Origin of the sequence: Dyadobacter sp. CECT 9275 (assembly GCF_907164905.1) — a bacterium.
GTDB lineage: Bacteria > Bacteroidota > Bacteroidia > Cytophagales > Spirosomataceae > Dyadobacter > Dyadobacter helix.
On sequence record NZ_CAJRAF010000002.1, the window covers coordinates 2723992 to 2743554 of the forward strand.

The following is a 19563-nucleotide window of genomic DNA, read 5'->3' on the forward strand; positions in this document are numbered from 1 at the left end:
AATCCCTCCCAGAACCTATGCGAAATTAGCGGACAACAGAAACCCTACCAGAAATTTCCTTGGTGCCCGTAGTAAGTTCAAAAATGGTCTTATAAATATAAATTCCTGACTGTTTCGGAATCCAAAACCATTCTTCAACAGCTGATCCTTTTAAGGTTATTTTCTTCTCCTCAAGAACACTACCCGAGATATTATATATCTTCCAATACACTGATTGTAACTGGTCCGGAATCTCTATTTTCGCTTGAAATCTAACATAATCCGAAGTCGGATTAGGAGAACAGACAATAGTTATGCCTTCATCAACTGAACCAATCTTAAACTTAATTCGGTAAGGATTTGCAACCACATTCCCTGAAACATCCTTAGCACTTACAAGCAATTCGTAATGTCCGGAGGTAAGTGTTGTAGGTAAACAGGTAATACTTACAGATTTATTAGTTACATTCGACAAACTTACATTCAAGTTACTGTATGACAATCGTTTAAATTCACAACTTTCATCTTCACAGTACTTGATGTAAATATCAACGAGACTAGTATCAGCATCCATAAAGCGGTCATCCTCGACCAACACTTTAATCACTGGATTAGGTAATAACGTCTCATTGTTAGCAATTAACCTATTACCAAGCATCACATCCAATCTGGGAGGAATCTGGTCTTTTACCGGTTCAACTGGATAAATGGGAAGATTTTTAGCAATATCCCAATCTACATCCAACTGAGAATGATTATTGTTTTCGTTTAATTCACTTATCAAATTTCCCGGATCCAAATTCACTTCAATTCTATCAATACTGCTTACATTATTAACAGGAAAAAAAATCGTATCCTGGTAAGCAACGGAAGAAACAACTATTTCGGTTTTTTTTGTTGTTCCATCCCTTAGAAAAAGCTTTACATCAACATTGATCTTTTGCTCCTTTTGATACTCTCCATAATTCGATAGTATGACACCCAATTTAGGTTCCTTAGCTTTTTCCAGGGTAATCGTCGGCGATTCTGAAATCAAAACTATCCCGGCATCGCTGTCCAGTGCAAAATCAGGCCTTTCAAAACGAATAAGTTTCAATGCAGGATCACCCTGTAGATTGGTCTGATGCACATTCGCAAGTTCAACAGCACTTCTGGTTCCGGAGGCGACTTCCTTCGCGACTTGTTTTACAACCTGGCCAATGGTATATGACCTTGTATCAGTGAATAATTTTGCATAAAGGATCTTGAGCTGAGCTGCAGAACTACTTACATAGCTGTCGTAAGAATTTGCCAGAACGGCAATAGCACCTCTGTTTGGCGTCATGATCCAATTACTTGACAAGACATGCCGGCTGCGACTCGTATAAATGTTCCCTACACCACATCCATTGAAATACATTAATGAATATTTGTTAACATCCTGATAACCTCTGCTGGCATCTGTGATAAAACCCATATCCAGATCTGTAATCTCCTGAGCTCCATGCCCGAAATAGGTTATCATCCCCACTCCATTATTAACATCTGGAGCTATATCCACTCTTTCCCTTGTATCCGGCGTCTGTTTAACAAATGCTTTAACCTTTCCACCTACTTCTCCTTCTTCCACAGCAGGCGCCAAATCAGCCAGGATATCTCTTAGTTGACTGATTTCACCTGCCGAATGGCCTCCATTTAAGTGCAGGATTTTCTTCCTCCAGCCAGTTCCCTGTTGGCTTTCGTAGGATTTAACCTTATCCAGATAGAACAACACTTCGTCAGGAACCAGGGCTCGCAAACGCCCAACCGGTATGGCAGGTACATCAGGATCGGTATTCTGCAGACCCGCAACTAAAAGTATGTCCGATCCGGGATCGCCCAACGTAGGAATTTCATTAGGCATTTCCTTTACTGAATTAATAGGTATAGTAACAGAATTACCGATTAGAACAAGATTATGCTCATTTTCACGAATCCCATTTTTCAACATATAATCAACAAACCTCCTGATCGCGATTGGACTGGGTTCTCCGTAATTAAACTGATCGTATATATCCCTGATGTCCATAATCAATACTCTATGCGATCCACCGGCCTGAGAACTTCTGTATTCCCCATATTTAATGGCTGAATTCCGTAAAATAGAATTGGTTACTATTAAATAATCATAATCCGAAGGATTTATTAAGTCGAGCTTGCCTACATTGGCAGGTGATACAGGTTGCAAGTTAACTATTCCAATCCGCGTCGCAGGAATACTAAGAATTTCCATCGAAGATATCGCCATGATTTTTAACGGCTTGCCCGCACTTCTTGATATACCAAATGAGTAAGTCTGGTCCTGTTTCTGACCATTGACAACAACTGGGATATGAGGATTGGTAATGTCGTATAACTGGATATCGGCAGGTACATTCGTAATACTAATATTGCTTACACTGTTTTGACTAGGTGGGAAATTAAAATAAGATAATTTGGTGTCTTTCATATCCGTTAGCTGCGGATACGAAATCCTGTAATAAGCAAGACCAAACCAATCTCCAGTACTTTTTGATATCGAATTCAGTTTGAAAAAACCTGATCCATTTTCCGATAAATCAGTATTCTCAATTGTGAATTGTCCTTTTTTTCCCTCCCAGCCATTAAAAGCAATGGATGTTTCTTTTTTCAGCACATCCTTCCCATTTGCAGTATACCCCGTGTAGACCTGGACATCGTGGGAACCATTATTAAGTCCTGTCAATAGCATCTCAACAGCAGGCTTAAATCTTTCATCTTTTACCCAGTTTTTCAGATTAAAAGATGACAAAAACACAGTATCCTTTACACTGCCTGCTGTTGCATTCATCCCCGCCGTAGTTTGGCTCGTCCATGAATTAACAGATTCATAAAAGCTATTATTTAAAGTATTTTTCAAACCAAAGGTTTCAAACCCAAACTGGTTATTATATTTTACGATTTCGTCCTGTAAATGAAAGGACTCAGGAGCTTGATTCGCCTTGGTATTTTCATGTTGCACCGCCCTTTTCGCCCCGTCTGAGACCGTCAAAAAATAGTATCCCAAATCTGAAAATAGGCTCATATACGGATTAAGTCTCGCGGTTTCGGGCCTGTATACCAGGGAATCAGATGCTCCGTCATTAGGCTCCCCGTAAAATATAATTTCCGTTGAGTTCGCCGTAATGATAGCCACCTCCTGCCCTCTATGCCACAACTGAAATCTTGATGGGTCTGTAACAGGAAATCCCGCCGGTAAAGATGAAACCGTTACTTTTTGTATTCCGCGTTTCTCAACCGTTATTCTCAAATAAGGTTGCGCCGGTTTGATCCACTCGTTTCCATAAGTACCTTTCCATTGAGCAAATGCCTCATTCTTTTGAATTAAAACCAATTCGGACAAGAATAAAAGTAAAAACACTACTCTGATTCGGGTTAGCTCTTTCTTCTTCATATTAATAAAAAGAGGGCTTAGAAACGTATTTCAAAGCCCATCCAAGTTAAAAGTGGTTAGTATGTGCTTATTCCTTTACAAAATTACTTCTGAAAATATCATTGGCATTGGTCAAAATTTCAAGAACATAGTTTCCTACCCTTATATTTCTAACGGAAACATTCTTACCTAATCCGGTCTTAATCACCTGGCCACTAGAGTTAATAATTTTCCAACTCCTAATGTCTGTGGGTATTCCTACACCTATCTCCATTTGATCGTTTGACGGATTGGGATAAACCACCACTGGTTTAATATTTTCCACATTCACGGAAATTATTCTGGAGTAGTTACCAGACTTAGTACCCTCAATATCCACCTGCTTTAATCTGTAATAATTTATCCCTCCATAAGGTCTGTTGTCATAGAACTGATATTGAGTCAGAGAAGTGATATCCCCTTTGCCTTCAACCCTTCCAATTGTCTCAAAATTACGGGCGTTATAACTTCTTTCCACCTCAAAATGGCTATTATTTTTTTCCCAGGAGGTACTCCAGGTGAGCTTCACCTTATTATCTCCCGAAAGCTCGACATCAAACTTCACCAAATCTACTGGTAACGTGGTAGGAGGCGTTGTATTCAAAATTCGAATAGCCGGATCACCATATAAATTGGTTTGATGAATGTTGGTGGTTTCATAAGTATCAGGAGAGTCATTAATCACTGTCGATGCGGTTGCGAGCAAAATTTGTCCGATTGTTGGCCTGGTTTGATCTGTTTTTAGGAATATCTGCCTGTACAATAAGTCAATATAAATTTTAGTAGGAGAGACATAACTCTTATAAGAGTTACCGAATATCACCACAGAGCCTTTCCCCGGCGTGATTAGCCAATCCGTTGATAACATCTGGACACTTCCACTGGTAAATATATTCCCTACTCCGCAGCCATTGAAGTAAATAAATGAAAACTTGTTATTTACTGTAAAATCAGAGGTATTCACATTTCTGATATTATAAATTGTCCCAGCCTGATTTCCATGCCCGTAATAAGCAATCATTCCTGCTCCTGCATTAACCTCGGCCGGTGTAGGCGCTGGAGTATTTACTGCATCCACATCATCGGATGTCGCGATAGCATCATTACTCAAGGTTTTTATTTGCCGCGTACCATCTAATGAAAGGACATGACTACTTACGCCAGTGAAAACATCCTTAAAATCTGGCAGCTCATATTTCCGTTTCGCCCCAATCAGATGCACTATATTTTTCCTCCAGCTAAGGGACGAGGCATCATCATTATTTGTCTGACGTTCATACTCAATTACCTTGGTCAGATAATTCGCAAGTTCCGTTTTATTAAAGGCATTTATCCTACCCACAGGAATAGCCGGAATATCTACGTTGGGACTATTACTCAAACCGGTTACCAACAATATATCTGATCCCGGATCTCCAAAAGAAGGGACTTCCCCGGCAAGCTCCTTTGTAATATTAATCGGGATCGTCACTGAATAACCCATAAGAACCAGATTATGCTTTGGGCGAACACCATTCTGAATCATATAGTCGACAAATCTACGGATTGCAATAGCACTCGGCTCTCCATAATTAAACTGATCATAAATACTCCTTATATCCATAACCAGAGTATTGAACGACCCTCCTTCTACTTTGCTACGGTAATTCTCCGCGTACGCCTTAGCACCCAACCTTAAATCTCTTTCTCCTGCCCTATTGGGGTCTTCATCATTATTAGTTATTATCAAATAGTCAAAGGCCTCGGGATTAATAGCCCCTGTGCCAATAGTGGGAGAAGTGGCCGTCCTGGCATTCTGATAGATAGCACCCAGGCTTACAGCATTAATTTTTGTAATTGAACCTTTAACATAACTAGGCGCTACAACGAGTAAATTCAGTGTTTTGCCACTTACTCTCTGAACCTGAATTTTCAGGTTATTATTTGCAAATATACCATTGGTTATAAGTACGGGCTGGTATGGATTACTGATATCATAAACCTTTGTATCAGCTGCAACATTTAATATTTCAATAATACTCTCTGAATTGGCGGTAGTTTTAAAATTAAAAGTGCAATTATTCAGCCCAGTCATATCTATCACTTGTGGATAAAGAACAGAATAATAAGATATCCCAAAATCATCCGCGGTACTGGTCGAAACGGATTTGACTTTAAGGTATCCGGTCCCACCAGAGGTAAGATTGCTGCTTTCCGTGAGATCCGAGATAAGCTTTAAACCGCCATATCCCGTAAAAGACAAAGAACTACCCAACTGGTGGGACTCAACCGATCCTTCATCAGCTCCCATAAAAACCTGGATTTCATGATAGCCTGTATTGTGGCCATTTACAACGATCTCAAAGACCGGCTTGGTTGCAGCTGAGCTAACCCAATTTTTTAAATTTATGGTTGCAGGATACGACTGTGGTGATTTTCCAGTATTGGGCCCATAAATCAAAGGACTTGTCCAACTGTTAGCCGCAGTGTAATAACTGTGGTTAAGGGTTGCATCGTCCATAAAGGTTGTAAAAGAAAATTTTTGATTATTTCGTTTGTTAAGTTCAGAATAATCATCAAACTTTTTTATATAAGTTTCATAATGAAAGGGTTCAGCCGTTACAGAAGAAACGGGGTTTCCATTCGCCTCACTTACACGTGAAGGTCCCGATGCAGTCGTGAAAAAATAAGCACCTGCCTCCGAAAAAAAACTAACATATTTGTTGAGTCTCGCTTCTGGATTAGGACGAAACATCAGGCCATCAGAAACGCCATCATTCTTTTCTCCATAAAATACTATTTCGGTGGTGTTGGCACTTATGATGGCTACTTCTTTGCCTCGGTGCCAAAGCTGAATACTTTCTGGAGCCGCCGCTGGGTCACTTTCCGTTTTTTTTAACGCGTTAGTCAGGCTGGTGTAATTAACAGAATAGATACCATTGGCTGTTACCCCTACACGTACATACTTTTTGCTGTAATCAATCCATTGATTTCCGTAGGGATAATCCGTCCATGGTGTTAAATCTTGCGCCGATGCTTCCTGCGGGACGATATTGAAGGCACATAAAAATAACAGGATTACAATTAACTTAAATTCTCCAAAATTCATAATGCGTATAGTTTTTAACATGGTTCTCTCTCAGTTGAGTTGGTATGAAAGCTACGAAATTACAATAAAATCCAATTCAACCAAAGGTGGGCCCGTAGGACGTCTCCCAATAAAATCAATAACCGGGGATAGCCCTCGTGCGTTACTTTATTTTAACCAGGTGGTATAGACTACAAAAACACCTGAAAAGTCACTGGTGGAGATATAATACTTTGTTAGATTCCCTTTCGGGCCAGAAATGCAAAAGATAACATCCATTTATCCCAGCCAGAGTAATTTTCGCTGATTAAAAAACTTTCCGTCCGTTTGCGGAACAAAAAGAGTTCATAATTGGTACTATTTCGGAGTTCGGTTCGTTTTCATTCGAAATTGGATTCTATAAAGATATTGACAAATAAACTTTCCCCAGTAAACGCCATGAAACAACGTGTAATCGGTATTCTCAAAAATTTTGGCATAGAAGAAAGCGCTATTTCTGATAACGCAAACTTTATCAAAGACTTAGGTTTTGACAGCCTGGATACAGTTGACCTGATGATGCAGCTTGAGCAAGAATTTAATATTAACATTCCCGATGATGATTACCCGAAAATAGCAACGATCCAGAACCTTCTCAGCTATCTGGAAGAGAATCAAACCGTTGCTGCTTAATAGAAGTATTCCTAGGTAGGCTTAGGGAGAAGCTACAACGATATCTGACAAGCCCGATCCGTGGCGGATATCCGGTGAAGCATGCGTGGTTGCACGGTTTTATGGTAAGGCATCAGAAAAATTGAAACAAAATAGGTTTTTATTGTTTCCTGAAAAGAAGTTTCAAAAGAGACTTCTTTTTCTTTTTAGAATTATACTATTTTGGAAACAAATAGCGTCCAGATCGTTGTTATCAATTTGTATTTTGGATTTTTCCGAGTCGGTGATCCTTTTGTCATTATAAAATTCTGATTTCCAATGCTTACCAAAAAGTCATCTAGAACGACCTCTCCGGATATTGTTTTGATCGGGGCGGGTATCATGAGTGCTACGCTGGGGGTACTTCTTAAAAAATTAAATCCATCTTTTTCCATATCCATTTTCGAACGCCTGGACCGCGTTACTGCTGAAAGTTCCGACGCCTGGAATAATGCCGGTACCGGACATTCTGCTTTTTGTGAACTGAACTATACTCCCCAAAAGGAAAACGGCACCATCGATGTATCAAAGGCGGTGAAAATTGCAGAGTCCTTCGAAGTCTCCAAAGAATTCTGGTCGTATCTGGTCGAAAATGAGATTATTGAAACTCCAGATGATTTTATCCACCACATTCCCCACCTGAGTTTCGTCTGGGGAAAGGACAATGTAGCATTTCTTAAAAAGCGGCATGAACTTCTCACAGCGCATCATCTTTTTGAGGGAATGGAATATTCCGAAAACAAGGATGAAATTAAGAGCTGGATACCACTTGTGATGGAAGGACGCGATTCTGATGAGCCGGTTGCCGCTACTAAAATGGAACTTGGTACCGACGTGAATTTTGGTGCGCTGACGCGTTCCATGTTTGATTTTCTGGAAAAACAGGACGGTGTGAAGCTTTACCTGAACCAGGAGGTGGAAGACCTGAAACAGATGAAGGATGGTAGCTGGATTGTGGAAGTAAAGGATCGGGATACCCGTCATTCGCTAAAAGTCCATACCAAATTCATCTTCATTGGAGCGGGAGGAGGTTCCTTACCCCTTCTTGAAAAATCTGGGATCCCGGAAGGAAAGGGTTTCGGAGGATTTCCGGTTAGTGGCCAGTGGCTGGTATGTACCAACCAGGAAGTAATTGAAAAACATCAGGCAAAGGTATATGGGAAGGCTTCTGTGGGCTCGCCCCCCATGTCTGTTCCACATCTGGACACCCGTATCATTGACGGCAAGAAAGCTTTACTATTTGGACCTTATGCCGGATTTTCGACCAAATTCCTCAAAAACGGCTCTTATCTTGATCTCCCTTTGTCTATTAAATTCAACAACATTAAACCTATGCTTGCAGCGGGTATTAATAATATCCCGTTGACGAAATATCTTATTGATCAGGTAAGGCAGTCTCCCCAGGATCGTCTGGATGCGTTGAACGAATATATGCCCGAAGCAAAACTGGAGGACTGGGAACTGGAGACGGCAGGCCAAAGAGTACAGGTAATTAAAAAGGACGAGAAAGAAGGTGGTGTTCTGGAGTTCGGAACGGAAATGGTTACTGCAGCAGACGGCTCCCTGGCTGCCCTCCTGGGTGCGTCTCCGGGAGCTTCTACCTCGGTATCGATTATGATTGAGCTGATACATCGCTGTTTCAAAGCGCAGGCTGAATCGCCCGAATGGCAGGCCGAGTTTAAAAAACTGATTCCTTCTTATGGTAAATCACTGGCAAAAGATGTAAAACTTGCAGCCCGAACACGTGCCTGGACGAGCCAGGTATTGCAGCTGAATGCGTCTCTCGAAGCGGAATTTTCGGCATAAGGAAATAAGACAATAAAATGGGTGGCAGAATAAAATTCGGTCACCCATTTTATTGTACAGATAGTACTCGTATGGTCATTTTGCTATGGGAAGATTTACATAAAAGGTAGTACCCTTTTCTACCTCACTGTCAAACCATATACGGCCTTTATGCGCTTCTACGATCTGTTTGGAAATGGATAATCCAAGTCCGAACGGCTGCTCACCCGATGTGCCCCGCCTTTTGGCTGCAGTAAACGGATCAAAAACTTTATCCTTAATATTCTCGGGAATGCCAATCCCCTGATCCCGCACCGAAAACTGTAAAGTTTCATCCTTTCTGTCCAGGTCAATATAGATGGTAGAGCCCAGAGGGCTAAATTTGATGGCATTAAAAATAAGGTTACTCCAAACTCTTCCCAACATTACCTTATCTGCCCTCAGCTCAATGTCCGATTTCACATTTGTAACCAGTTCCTGCCCCTTTTCGTTGATCTTAAACCGCAGCTGATCCACACATTGCATGAGTAGGTTACTTGCATTCACCATTTCCTGGCTCATTTCTACCGGCCGGTTATTTAAACTCGCACTGAGCAGATCGTTGATCATCTCAATGGACTGCCAGCTGGTTTTTTTCACAAGCTCCATCAGTTCCCGATGCTCTTTCGAAAACTGAGCTTCTTCCAGAAGAATAAGAGATATGTTCGATATTGCACCGATCGGATTTCGCAGGTCGTGCGCAACCACTTTTAATATCCTGTCTTTATCCTCATTACTTTGCTTTAACTCCGCCATGGCTTGTTCCATCTGCGCATTCTGAAAAGTAACCTGGTTGTTCAGCAAAGTAAGCACGGAGACATTTTTACGGGAAGTTTTAGCGTTTTGCCAAATCAAAATCAGAATAGCGAGTGCCATCACAGCAAACAAAATAGCGATCAGCAAGTATATCTTGCGCTGCTCGTATTCCTTGCTCAAAAGGTTGTAGCGGTTCTGCTGTTCCATCTGCCTGAATTCCTTATCAGCATCCGCCAGCACCAGTTTCCTGTTTTCCTTTTCAAGTGAGTCTTTTAAGAACTGGTACTTCTGTACAAACTCGTAGGCCTTATGGTCGTCCTGTATCTTGTCGTAATAATTCCAGCACAGCTTGTTATATCCAATTTCAACAAACTTATTTTTAAGTGTATCAAGTGATGCTTTCAATTGCTGAGTTACCAGCAATGCTTCTTTCATTTTATTTGTATTGAGGTATAGCTCTCCCAGTTTCAAAAGGGTGATCTGAGCATCTCTCATGTCAAATTCCTTCCTGCTGTTGATTTGAATACTCTTTTTCAGAAGTTTTTCTGCAGTCCCGAACTGCCCCAAACGTGCATAAACATCTGCCTGGTTACCATAAATCACACCTCTGGCCATCTCCAGATAGTTCTTCCTGTCTGCAAACTGCCCCCCTTTTTCCTTAATAAAACTCAGCGCCTTATGGCTGTAAATGAGTGAGCTGTCACCTTCTCCACATTTGTCATAGGCCAAGGCGGTATTGGCCAGTAATTCCTGCTTCATGGCAAAAGTCGCGAAGTTGTCTTCACAATACGTTTGGTCTCCAAGGCATTGCCTAAAATAATAGGCCGCAGCACGGTATTTCCCTTGTCTGTAACTGACCATACCCAGCCGGTAAGAATACTCGCTTAACGCACACCTGTTGAGGATTTTCTGTGCAACAATTTTTCCCTCATAGTAATAATGGTAGGCTTCATTGTATCTCTTCAGATCAAAAAGTACATCCCCTTTATGAAACAATGCCGCAGAATATTCACGTATGTATTCATTTCTCAAATCACCTGTTGACAGGATATCCAGCAGTGTATCCAGGCTTTTGTTGGCATTACTATACTCCCCCATTTTTCGATAGTAGCTGTGCCCGATAAAATCATACTTCCTGATCCTGTCACCGACTCCAGGGTGCCGGATGGCTTGATAGGCCGAATCAAAATAGGCAATTCCTGCATCATAATTACCAAGGTCAAGCAAACGGTTGGAACTATCCGCGATGCTATCCATGTAAACCTTATGATCGGAATTTGTTTTAGAGTCAAAACTACAAGACCAATAGAAAATACAAGGAAGAAGGGCAAATATGCCCCAGAAACCGGGAGGCAGTAAAGGGAATAAGCTACGGTTTAAATACCTTGTCATGTAATGTTTACGAGCAAACGTTGAGGGGGCCGGGATCTGATGGATCAGACTGAAAAATTTCAATAAATTTAAGAACAATTATTGAATCCTGTGGTATAATTGATCACTATCATAACAGCACGTGAAATGATGTAGCAGTATTGGTATGATACTACCAATAAAAAAATCAGATCGGATAAATTACAGTATACCCTCTCATTTAACCTCTATTGCAGAAAGTACCTATTAAAGCACCAAACGAAGTCGCCCAAAAACCGGGCGTAGTTGGGAATTGTCCAGTTAAACAAAAGATTTAAGAAATTTCAATCCTTCAGTGGCGATGGATTCGCCGGAAGGTTCTATCTGCCTCCAGATTGATGCCGCTTTGGCGATAATCTTCACCTCTGGGGTGAATGATTCAATGACCACATCGCCCTGGTAGTGAATCTGATTCAGCGCGTCAAATATTCTTTGCCAGTTGATCTGATCTCCTCCCGGAGTACCTCTGTCACTACCCGAAGCGTGCAAAAGTCCCAGTTTATCTCCGGCCAGCAAAATTGCTCCGGCGGGATCCTTCTCCTCCAGGTTCATGTGAAATGAATCCAGGTGTACCAGCAGGGCAGTACTACCGACATCCTTTATCAATTGCAGCACCTGGCCGCAAGTATTGATAAAATCCGTTTCATAACGATTCAGCGGTTCCAGGGCCAGTTTCACTCCATTTTCTGTGGCACTAGCCGCCAGCTTGGAAAGGTTCCCAACCACCGTGTTCCACTGCTTTTTGTACAGTTCTGCCGGCACCATTTCTGCCCGGCCAACAGCAGAATACATTGGCCCGGCAATAAGCTGACTTCCCAGTACCGGGGCGATATCTATGAGCTCGCGAATGTAATTCATTGCGGTCACCTGCTCCTTTCTGTTCCCGCGCAAATCTCTTCCTGGTCCAGTAGCTGCACATACGGACCTGCACGTTAAACCAGTATCATCCAAAGCCCTTCTGACCAACCCGGGATCTATATTCCCGGGGTCTTCTATCACTATTTCAACAAAATCAAACCCCCACTCCTTAAATTTGGGAAAATAGGATACACTCTCATTTGTAAACGGAGATGAAAACAAAAAGGTATTAATCCCGAATTTCATGAGCGGGTGAACAATGTTGTGATGAATTGATCTGAATTTATTTACCTTTCTTTTGCGTAAAAACCCTTACTCCCTTTTTATTTCCTGTCACGATATCAGGCAGACCGTCGTTATTGATGTCTTCCACTGTAACGTGCAGTCCCACCCCGGAGTCATTATCAATTTCGTGTTTGGTCCAGGTAGGTGTTTTGCCAGGTTGGTATTCATACCAGCAAATGACGGCCGGTTCATATTCACCGGGATCATTCCCATTATGTGCAAAATAGCGCTTTCCTGTAATGAGGTCCGGATTGCCGTCCCCATTGATATCTTTTAATTCAAGACCATGGGTCTGAGAGAATGTTTTGTCAATCTCGTGGTGTGCCCAGATGGGCTTTCCATCCGCATCTTTTCCTTGTTCATGCCACCAGATACCATAATTATGGGCTGATGCGCTGATCACATCATTTAAGCCGTCTCCCGTAAGATCCATGACGTACATCTGCGAACAGTCCTGTCCAAGATCAGCGGCATGAAATGTCCAGTCCGACTGCTGAATATCCTTAGGTCCTTCCCACCAGCCACTTTTCACCAGCACATCCTTGCGGCCATCGCCATTGATATCTCCATATCCGAGCCCGTGGGTATACATGTGTGTAGCAATTTTATCGTCGTTGCTGATGATAAACTTCTCCCATTCCGTTTCGCCTTTTTTTACAGGGGATTTAAGCCAGATGACCTTCTTGGCAGTAGGGTCGTTGCATAACAGATCTTTGCGGCCATCTCCATCCATATCCACCAGTAAAGGCGACTCGTTACCCACCGAACTGTGGATCAGATGCTTTTGCCAGTGCCCCGGCTTGTTTTTCGGGTTTTCATGCCACATGGCCGCTTTTCCAGGCCAGTCTATCCGGATAAGGTCAATCCAGCCGTCCTGGTTTACATCCATGGCAAAGTCCAGAAACGAGTCCGAGTAACTACCTTTCACAATAAAAGAATCCGGTTTGGCCAGTTCGTGCGCCTTCCAGGAGGGCGCTTCAAACCAATATGCCCCTGAAAGAACATCCTTTTTGCCATCCTTATTGACGTCGCCCATGGCCGCCCCTTCTGCAATAAACCTTTTGGTCAGTTCCTTTTTCGTAAAACTGACCGTGTGACCCTTTTTTGACTTGCTTTGGGAAAAGCCCTGGTAACTGCATAGGAGCGCAAGCAACAGACAGGCGCCACTTATATTCTTATGGAAACAATTCATTTTGATATGGTTATGTTCAGGAATTATTTATTTAATAACTATTTTTTTTAGCAGAAAGTACTTCTGTTGTCTGTTTACTTCACTCCTAATAAGTATTCTAGCAAAGCATAAAACTCTTTTTCAGGAATTGTATTTCTAAACTGATCAGGCATCAGCGTATATTTTGAAGGCCGGTACTCCTTGATATTATTTTTTGCGATAGTAAACTCCTGCCCCGTCAGATCAGCAAAAACCAGTGCTTCCCCTTCGGTTCTCCTGTATAAGCCCGAAAGTTGCTTATCGTCCTTTAAAGTAATATTATAAGTCCTGAAGGCCTCGGTAATGTTGCGGTTGGGGTCCAGTATTTTTTGGGTAAGCGCCTTAGGTCCCCAATTGCCTATACCGTCGAGCTGTGGGCCAATCAGCCCGCCAGCCCCCTGGATCTGATGGCAGGAACTGCAATTTTGCACAAAAATCGCCTTACCAGTACCGGTCGGCAAATTGGCGGGCTGGTACCCTGCCACACGGGCATCTATCAGTTTCTGCCGCTCTTCCCGTTCGTTTGATCCGGCCGCGAGTATTTTATCCACCCTGCTCTGTTGTTCCGATGTAGCATTGATTGAGATTTTCTCTTTTACCGGAATTTCATTCGCTATATCCGCATTAATTTCCTCCTCCTTGAAAGCACTGAGAAGGTAGTCCAGACCTTCGGACGTACTAGCCAGAACGGCCGCAACGGCGATCTGCAGATTACGCGCTCCACCGGCAAGGCTGTTCTTCAGTATCTCAAAAACAGAACCTGTTGTTTCCTGCCCCAACGCAATAGCCAGCTTTTCCCTTAACGCAGGAAGTTCGGCAGGGTCACTGAAAACGGCGCCGAGTATCCCGGCGTTGGTTTTGGGATTAATACTCATAAGCGCATTTGCAGCAGCACTGCGCACCTTATAGTCCATCCACGGGGCTTTGACTATTTGCTGCAAAACCGGCTGAAGGGCGGCTATTTTATATTCTCCTGCAATTTCAGCTGCTGTTGCGCGCTGTTCGGTCCATACCGATGGACCTTTTTCGGGAATGGCTATTACCGCCGGTTCCAACTTTCCAATGCCAACGGCTCCGGCCTGCGAGCTATCCAAGGTTTCAATGTAGCCCATCTGGCCTTCATATACCCGAAGATCGAAAGTGGTATTTCTGATCAGATCTTTCCTCTGCATCGGTTCGGTATACTTGCCACGGTACTCGCTGATTACCTTTCCGGTTTGTGCCAGTTTAATCCGGACAACATTATTGGAGGTCCCTTTTTTTGAGGCACTGTTAAAAACATCTGTATCAAAAATATTCATACTCAAAGATGCAGGCAGCTTGAAAGGAGTAGAATACAAAGCTGCCTTGGGAGGATTTCCACCCTTTTCACTCACCATCACCCTGAAGGCTGGCATAACGTCGGTCAGAAGTTTTTCCGAAACCATCCAGGGGTTGGCCTGCTCACCGGTTCGCACAACCGGCCTGCTTTTCCAAGTATCACCTGATTCCGTAATATCTACCAGGATACCTGTCGCAAGTTTCTCTCCCCAATCCGTCATTTTCCTCCCTGGCTTCGCACCGCTCTGAAGTACACCTGCCTTCACCGTTTTGTATAATGTAAGCTGCGTTTCGAGATCGGCAGGAAATTTGGCATTCACCAGGTCGATAACGGTTTCCAACTGATACGGAGACGCGTACCGGCTGATATATTCCAGACTGTTGACCAACTCCCTGGAAGGCATATCGTGGGTGCGGACATAATCCAGAACCATGGATGCCGCGGCTGGTGAGGGTACATCGAGCATTACGCGGGTTAACAACTCGAGCTCATGTTCGTCCCATTTCATTCCAGGGATACGCCACATGACACTGCTGTTGCGAAGGTTATTTCTGATACCTAAAATGGCGGTGTACTTCAAATGGCTGTCGCTCTGTTCGGTTTTGTCGTAGAGCGCCATTAATCCTTTAAGATTAGCTGCATCGGGAAAATGAGTGAGTATCTCAGCAGCAACTCTCCTGATATTCGGGTCCTTATCCGACAAAGCAGTTAACGTCAGATCATGATAGGGTACTTCCAGGACAGGTCTTTCCAGCAGGATCCTGAACGCGTGTATTTTAATAACGGGATCCGAAGACTGCAATGCCTGATTCAAGGTGACATCGTCCAGCGCGTTCAGCCTGTGCAAAACCCACAAGCCATGCGAATAAGGAGTCGGGGTTGTCTTGCTGGCCGACATCATGGTTTTTACCGGATCAATGGCCCTGGACTTCCACATATCCACCAGCCGGTCGGCCACTTTAAGTCTTGTATTGAGCTGCGGGTGTGCCAGGCCGTCTACGAGTTGCTGAATGCTGGCCTTTGACCAGTCCGTTACAGGTATGTCTTTATGTGCCTGATCGCCCTTGTAAGTGATTTTCCATATCCTGCCGCTTATCCGGTCGCGACCCGGATGGTTCAGGGCCACTTCGTAATGGCCGATAATCCGGTTGTAAAAGTCGGCGATATACAATGCGCCATCAGGACCCTGTTTTACGTCAACGGGACGAAACCAAGGGTCCGAACTTAACAGAAACGGGTCCTCCTTTTTGGCAACCGGTGTAGAGCCGTTGTGGAAAATAGTGTTACGGTCAATCCGGCAGGTTACTACATCTCCGGTATAAAAACTATTTCTGTATAACGCCGGAAAATGAGTACCTGTGTAATATACCAGCCCGGCAAGCGCTGTGGAGCCCAGGTCATAACTCATCATTTCAGGTGCAAAGCCAAGGCCCACGGGAGCCTTTTTTCCAAAATGTGGATAATCTCCCCCGGCAATAAGCTGTGTAATAGGTTTGGTGTGGCAGTCCACCGAATATAAATACCCCTTTTCGTCATACGCATACCCAAAAGGATTTACCCGCCCAAACGTAGTTTGCTCCACGTGGCTACCATCCATTTTAACCCTGAATGTATTCCCTGATACCATCCTTATAGTATCTCCGTCCGTTCCGGCCACATGGGAAGTATTCGAAAATCCATGACAAACATGCAGCCAGCCGTCGTACCCTCTCATGAGGTTATTCACCATCCCGTGGGTATCTTTATAACCAAAAGGACCAAGCAGGATACTTCTGTTATCCGCTTTGCCATCGTTATTGGCATCTGTAAAATGATACAGATTAGGGATGCTGTAAGCAATGGCACCGTCCGCCACTGGCATTACACCAATGGGAATATTCAGGTCATCCGCAAAATTGGTGAAGGTATCGGCTTTCCCGTCTTCATTTTTGTCCTCCAGTATCGTGATCCGGTCCCTACCGTCACTATTACCGGCAGCTACGGGATATTCCGAAGATTGAGTAACCCACAACCGGCCCCTGTCGTCGAACTCCATATTGATCGGTTTGGTAATTTCAGGTTCTGAGGCAAAAAGCGTGATTTCAAAACCAGGGGGTAACTTAAACCCCAGCCGCTCCTGTTCGGGTGATTGCCACTCGGTGGTACGGATGTGTTCCGCAAATTTATCCTTAGCAACAGGTTGTTGAACGGTTGCCTGTTTTTTAGGAACACTGCAGCTTTGCGTATACAATAACAGAACGATGGTGTAAAATAAAGAGGCCCGTTTATGGCCGGGAAAAATTGCTTTCATTTACGCTTTCAGGAAAGGTTCAGGAACTTACTATACTTTGCTAATTTTTTCTTCACTAAAAACTGAGGGTACCCTGTAAAACTTATAATGGTAATTTTATGGGCAGATCAAGCCAGGCCAAACCGATGTTTCTGTGCATGTGGCTGGTGCTGGTACCTTCGGCGGCATCATACAGCAATGCCAGCCGTTTGCCAACTTTAATTACTGTTGGCATTCCGATGGCCCCTTTGGCCCAGACAGAATTCCGGGAATCGAGTGCAATGGCTTTGTCCTGACTATTCCAGTGATTAATATCTTTGGACCAGTACACCCAGATCGCATCGGTATATTCCTCTCTTTTCTGATTGATTCCAATATGGTTGGTGAATAAAAACCAGGTTTTTGTATCTTCATCAAAAAACAGAGAGGAGTTCTCCACTTGTTCGGTGAGCGGGAAAATCGGTTTATCATCAATCTTCCAGGACTTGTTCAGATCGTTCGTTCGGGCAATCCCCAGTGTTCTTTTAATGCCGGAAGTATCCTGCGTAGCTCCGCTGAAAAACTGGAGGTATTCCTTCTTTGTTTTAACCACAAAACCCGGACTGGAAGTGACGGTGTAGTAGCTATTGTCTTTTGGAGGCAGGGGAATCACTTCATACTGTTTTTGCCAGGGGCCTTTTAACGAACGCGACCTTGCTTTCATCGTCAGGTATGGAAAAGCCGGAATCCTGTACGGCGCCGGAGTGGTGTTGGGCGTACCCACGTAAAACATGTGCCAGGTATCCTTTTCACGGATTACCCAGGGAGATGAAGCACTTTTTGAATCGTTCCTTCCCTGGTTGCCCAGTGTAAGAATGTTTCCTTTCTTTGACCACGTCTTCAGATCCTTGCTTTCCGCCAGGCAGGCAATCCATCCATCCTTCCCCGCACCATCATAGAAAAGATAGTAGGTGTCTCCTTCCCGGTTCACAACGGCCTCCCGTGCTCCATAGGTATCACAGCTGTCGGGGCCGGTACCATATCTCAGCACAATACCTTCGTCCTGAAATGGTATCCGGAGTGTTGCCTGCGGACGGCCATCCGGGTATGGCTGGCCTTGGGCGCATGTACTGATAAGTCCTGCGATAAAAAATAAACTTATGAATATCTTCATCCTTCCGGCATTCCTGAAATGGGGGATCGTGCAGCGTTTCTGATCAGAAAACTTCACTGATCTGTCCGAGTGATACTCCTAAAACCTTCCGGGCGATCTGATCCATCATTTCAGTATCACCTTCAAAATGGAAGGTCCGATGCGTATGCGACAGCTTTTCTCCCTTCTTCAGCGGAAATACCCTGGAACTAGACTCCAGTTCATAAAACGGCCCCATTTGCGTCCCATCTGCCAATGGGCCGTCGTTGTAGGCATTCAGCGCGTCTCCCTGGTAAGGATCTTTATGGATTTCCCAGGTTGATTTCATATAGTCTCCGGCAGTATCCAGATCGTACTGTACAATGGTCAGGATACCTTTGCCAGAATCATAACTTCCTGCAAATCCTGTTGCAGATTGAGGAGCCAGGCCAATTTTACTTCTGGCTTTCCCGTCGGCCTTAAGGAAAACAGCGTTTTCGCCCGTAACCAGCCGGTCGGCAGGTATCACTCCAAAGTAGTCGGAAGTGAGAAGTGGTTTTCCGGCGTGAGGAGTAGTAAACGGCGCAACGATTACCGTTTTATCCGACGGCTTGAACATCCCTAAAATCCAGATCCCGATACCTCCGGTTTCCCTTTTCCAGTCGGCCCCGTTATTGATAATATCATTCACCGACTCATAGGCCGTTACTTTTGTAGCGCCCAGCGATGATACTTTCAGCAAGTCTTTGATCCGGTCCGTACCGAGCATAGACACCGTTCTTTCAATGGTGAGGTCAAAACGTGTGCCGGAGTGGTTTTCCTGAACGGTATTTTTCCTGAATTTTACAGAAGCAGAATCTGCCGAAACTATATCAAAAGGCTCCGAGTCAATTGCAGCCGGTGTTTGCCAGTTTTCAAAATCAAACTTTTGATCTCTTTTAAAATAAACAGAAAACTGCCCGCCCTCTGGTGAAAACCAGAAGCGATCCTCTCCACCATACGCATTGATGTGCTTTTTGTTCGCGCCGCTTTTGATAAGTTCATAGTTGATCCAGCCATAGCTGTTCCCGTTGTCTCCGCCGGAAGTTGTGGTCATGACGCGCCCTTGATAATCGGCCACTACGATCGCCCTGGAATCAGCATTGTCCGGCGCTGTAAGTACCAGAACGGATTTATGTTTTTTCAGAAAACCTAGGTCATAGCCAAAGGTACCTTCGGTTAAAGTTGAGTCTTGTGCCACTGTTTTTTGGTTGCTTTCCTGTGTTTGGTTACAGGATGTCAGATATAGAAATAAAAAAAATACGGATGCTTGTAAAACGATCTTTGCCATAAACG

General features: G+C 43.8%; 10 protein-coding genes. 2 read left to right on the plus strand and 8 right to left on the minus strand.

Annotation, left to right across the window (positions count from 1 at the left end; genetic code table 11):
* Positions 1-25 precede the first annotated feature (25 nt).
* Both porU2 (KOE27_RS18975) and porU2 (KOE27_RS18980) read right to left on the minus strand, forming a co-directional pair.
* On the minus strand, positions 26-3409 hold the full coding sequence (gene porU2 / locus KOE27_RS18975; RefSeq protein WP_215240386.1) for a putative type IX secretion system sortase PorU2: 3384 nt from the start codon (positions 3407-3409) through the stop codon (positions 26-28).
* 67 nt (positions 3410-3476) lie between these two features.
* Positions 3477-6515: a putative type IX secretion system sortase PorU2 gene (gene porU2, locus KOE27_RS18980; protein ID WP_215240387.1), complete on the minus strand. Its 3039-nt coding sequence runs from the start codon at positions 6513-6515 to the stop codon at positions 3477-3479.
* Between the two features lie 417 nt (positions 6516-6932).
* Here porU2 (KOE27_RS18980) and acpP point away from each other — a divergent pair, with 417 nt between their 5' ends.
* Positions 6933-7166, plus strand: coding sequence for an acyl carrier protein (gene acpP, locus KOE27_RS18985; RefSeq protein WP_215240388.1), 234 nt, complete (start codon positions 6933-6935; stop codon positions 7164-7166).
* Positions 7167-7463: 297 nt separating this feature from the next.
* Positions 7464-8990 (plus strand): malate:quinone oxidoreductase, encoded by a 1527-nt coding sequence (locus KOE27_RS18990; RefSeq protein ID WP_215240389.1) that lies wholly within the window; start codon positions 7464-7466, stop codon positions 8988-8990.
* A gap of 75 nt (positions 8991-9065) precedes the next feature.
* On the opposite strand, the gene KOE27_RS18995 is transcribed toward KOE27_RS18990, so the two are convergent.
* From KOE27_RS18995 to KOE27_RS19020, 6 genes are all read right to left on the minus strand, one after another.
* On the minus strand, positions 9066-11021 hold the full coding sequence (locus KOE27_RS18995; protein WP_215240390.1) for a tetratricopeptide repeat-containing sensor histidine kinase: 1956 nt from the start codon (positions 11019-11021) through the stop codon (positions 9066-9068).
* Positions 11022-11435: 414 nt separating this feature from the next.
* A complete protein-coding gene (locus tag KOE27_RS19000) occupies positions 11436-12278 on the minus strand; it encodes a sugar phosphate isomerase/epimerase family protein (RefSeq protein WP_215240391.1) in 843 nt (280 codons plus the stop codon).
* Positions 12279-12315: 37 nt separating this feature from the next.
* Positions 12316-13509, minus strand: coding sequence for an FG-GAP repeat domain-containing protein (locus KOE27_RS19005; RefSeq protein WP_215240392.1), 1194 nt, complete (start codon positions 13507-13509; stop codon positions 12316-12318).
* Positions 13510-13583: 74 nt separating this feature from the next.
* Positions 13584-17138 (minus strand): PVC-type heme-binding CxxCH protein, encoded by a 3555-nt coding sequence (locus tag KOE27_RS19010; RefSeq protein ID WP_215240393.1) that lies wholly within the window; start codon positions 17136-17138, stop codon positions 13584-13586.
* Between the two features lie 82 nt (positions 17139-17220).
* Complete coding sequence (locus tag KOE27_RS19015; protein WP_215240394.1) at positions 17221-18327, minus strand: glycoside hydrolase family protein; 1107 nt, start codon at positions 18325-18327, stop codon at positions 17221-17223.
* On the minus strand, positions 18314-19468 hold the full coding sequence (locus tag KOE27_RS19020; protein WP_215240395.1) for a DUF6786 family protein: 1155 nt from the start codon (positions 19466-19468) through the stop codon (positions 18314-18316). Before KOE27_RS19020 ends, KOE27_RS19015 begins: the two co-directional genes overlap by 14 nt.
* Positions 19469-19563: the final 95 nt, after the last annotated feature.

Excerpts from the sequence above, each read along its gene's own strand:
- porU2 (WP_215240386.1), bottom strand. The coding sequence starts at position 3,409 with ATGAAGAAGAAAGAGCTAACCCGAATCAGAGTAGTGTTTTTACTTTTA.
- porU2 (WP_215240387.1), bottom strand. The coding sequence starts at position 6,515 with ATGAATTTTGGAGAATTTAAGTTAATTGTAATCCTGTTATTTTTATGT.
- acpP (WP_215240388.1), top strand. The coding sequence starts at position 6,933 with ATGAAACAACGTGTAATCGGTATTCTCAAAAATTTTGGCATAGAAGAA.
- KOE27_RS18990 (WP_215240389.1), top strand. The coding sequence starts at position 7,464 with ATGCTTACCAAAAAGTCATCTAGAACGACCTCTCCGGATATTGTTTTG.
- KOE27_RS18995 (WP_215240390.1), bottom strand. The coding sequence starts at position 11,021 with ATGGATAGCATCGCGGATAGTTCCAACCGTTTGCTTGACCTTGGTAAT.
- KOE27_RS19000 (WP_215240391.1), bottom strand. The coding sequence starts at position 12,278 with ATGAAATTCGGGATTAATACCTTTTTGTTTTCATCTCCGTTTACAAAT.
- KOE27_RS19005 (WP_215240392.1), bottom strand. The coding sequence starts at position 13,509 with ATGAATTGTTTCCATAAGAATATAAGTGGCGCCTGTCTGTTGCTTGCG.
- KOE27_RS19010 (WP_215240393.1), bottom strand. The coding sequence starts at position 17,138 with ATGAAAGCAATTTTTCCCGGCCATAAACGGGCCTCTTTATTTTACACC.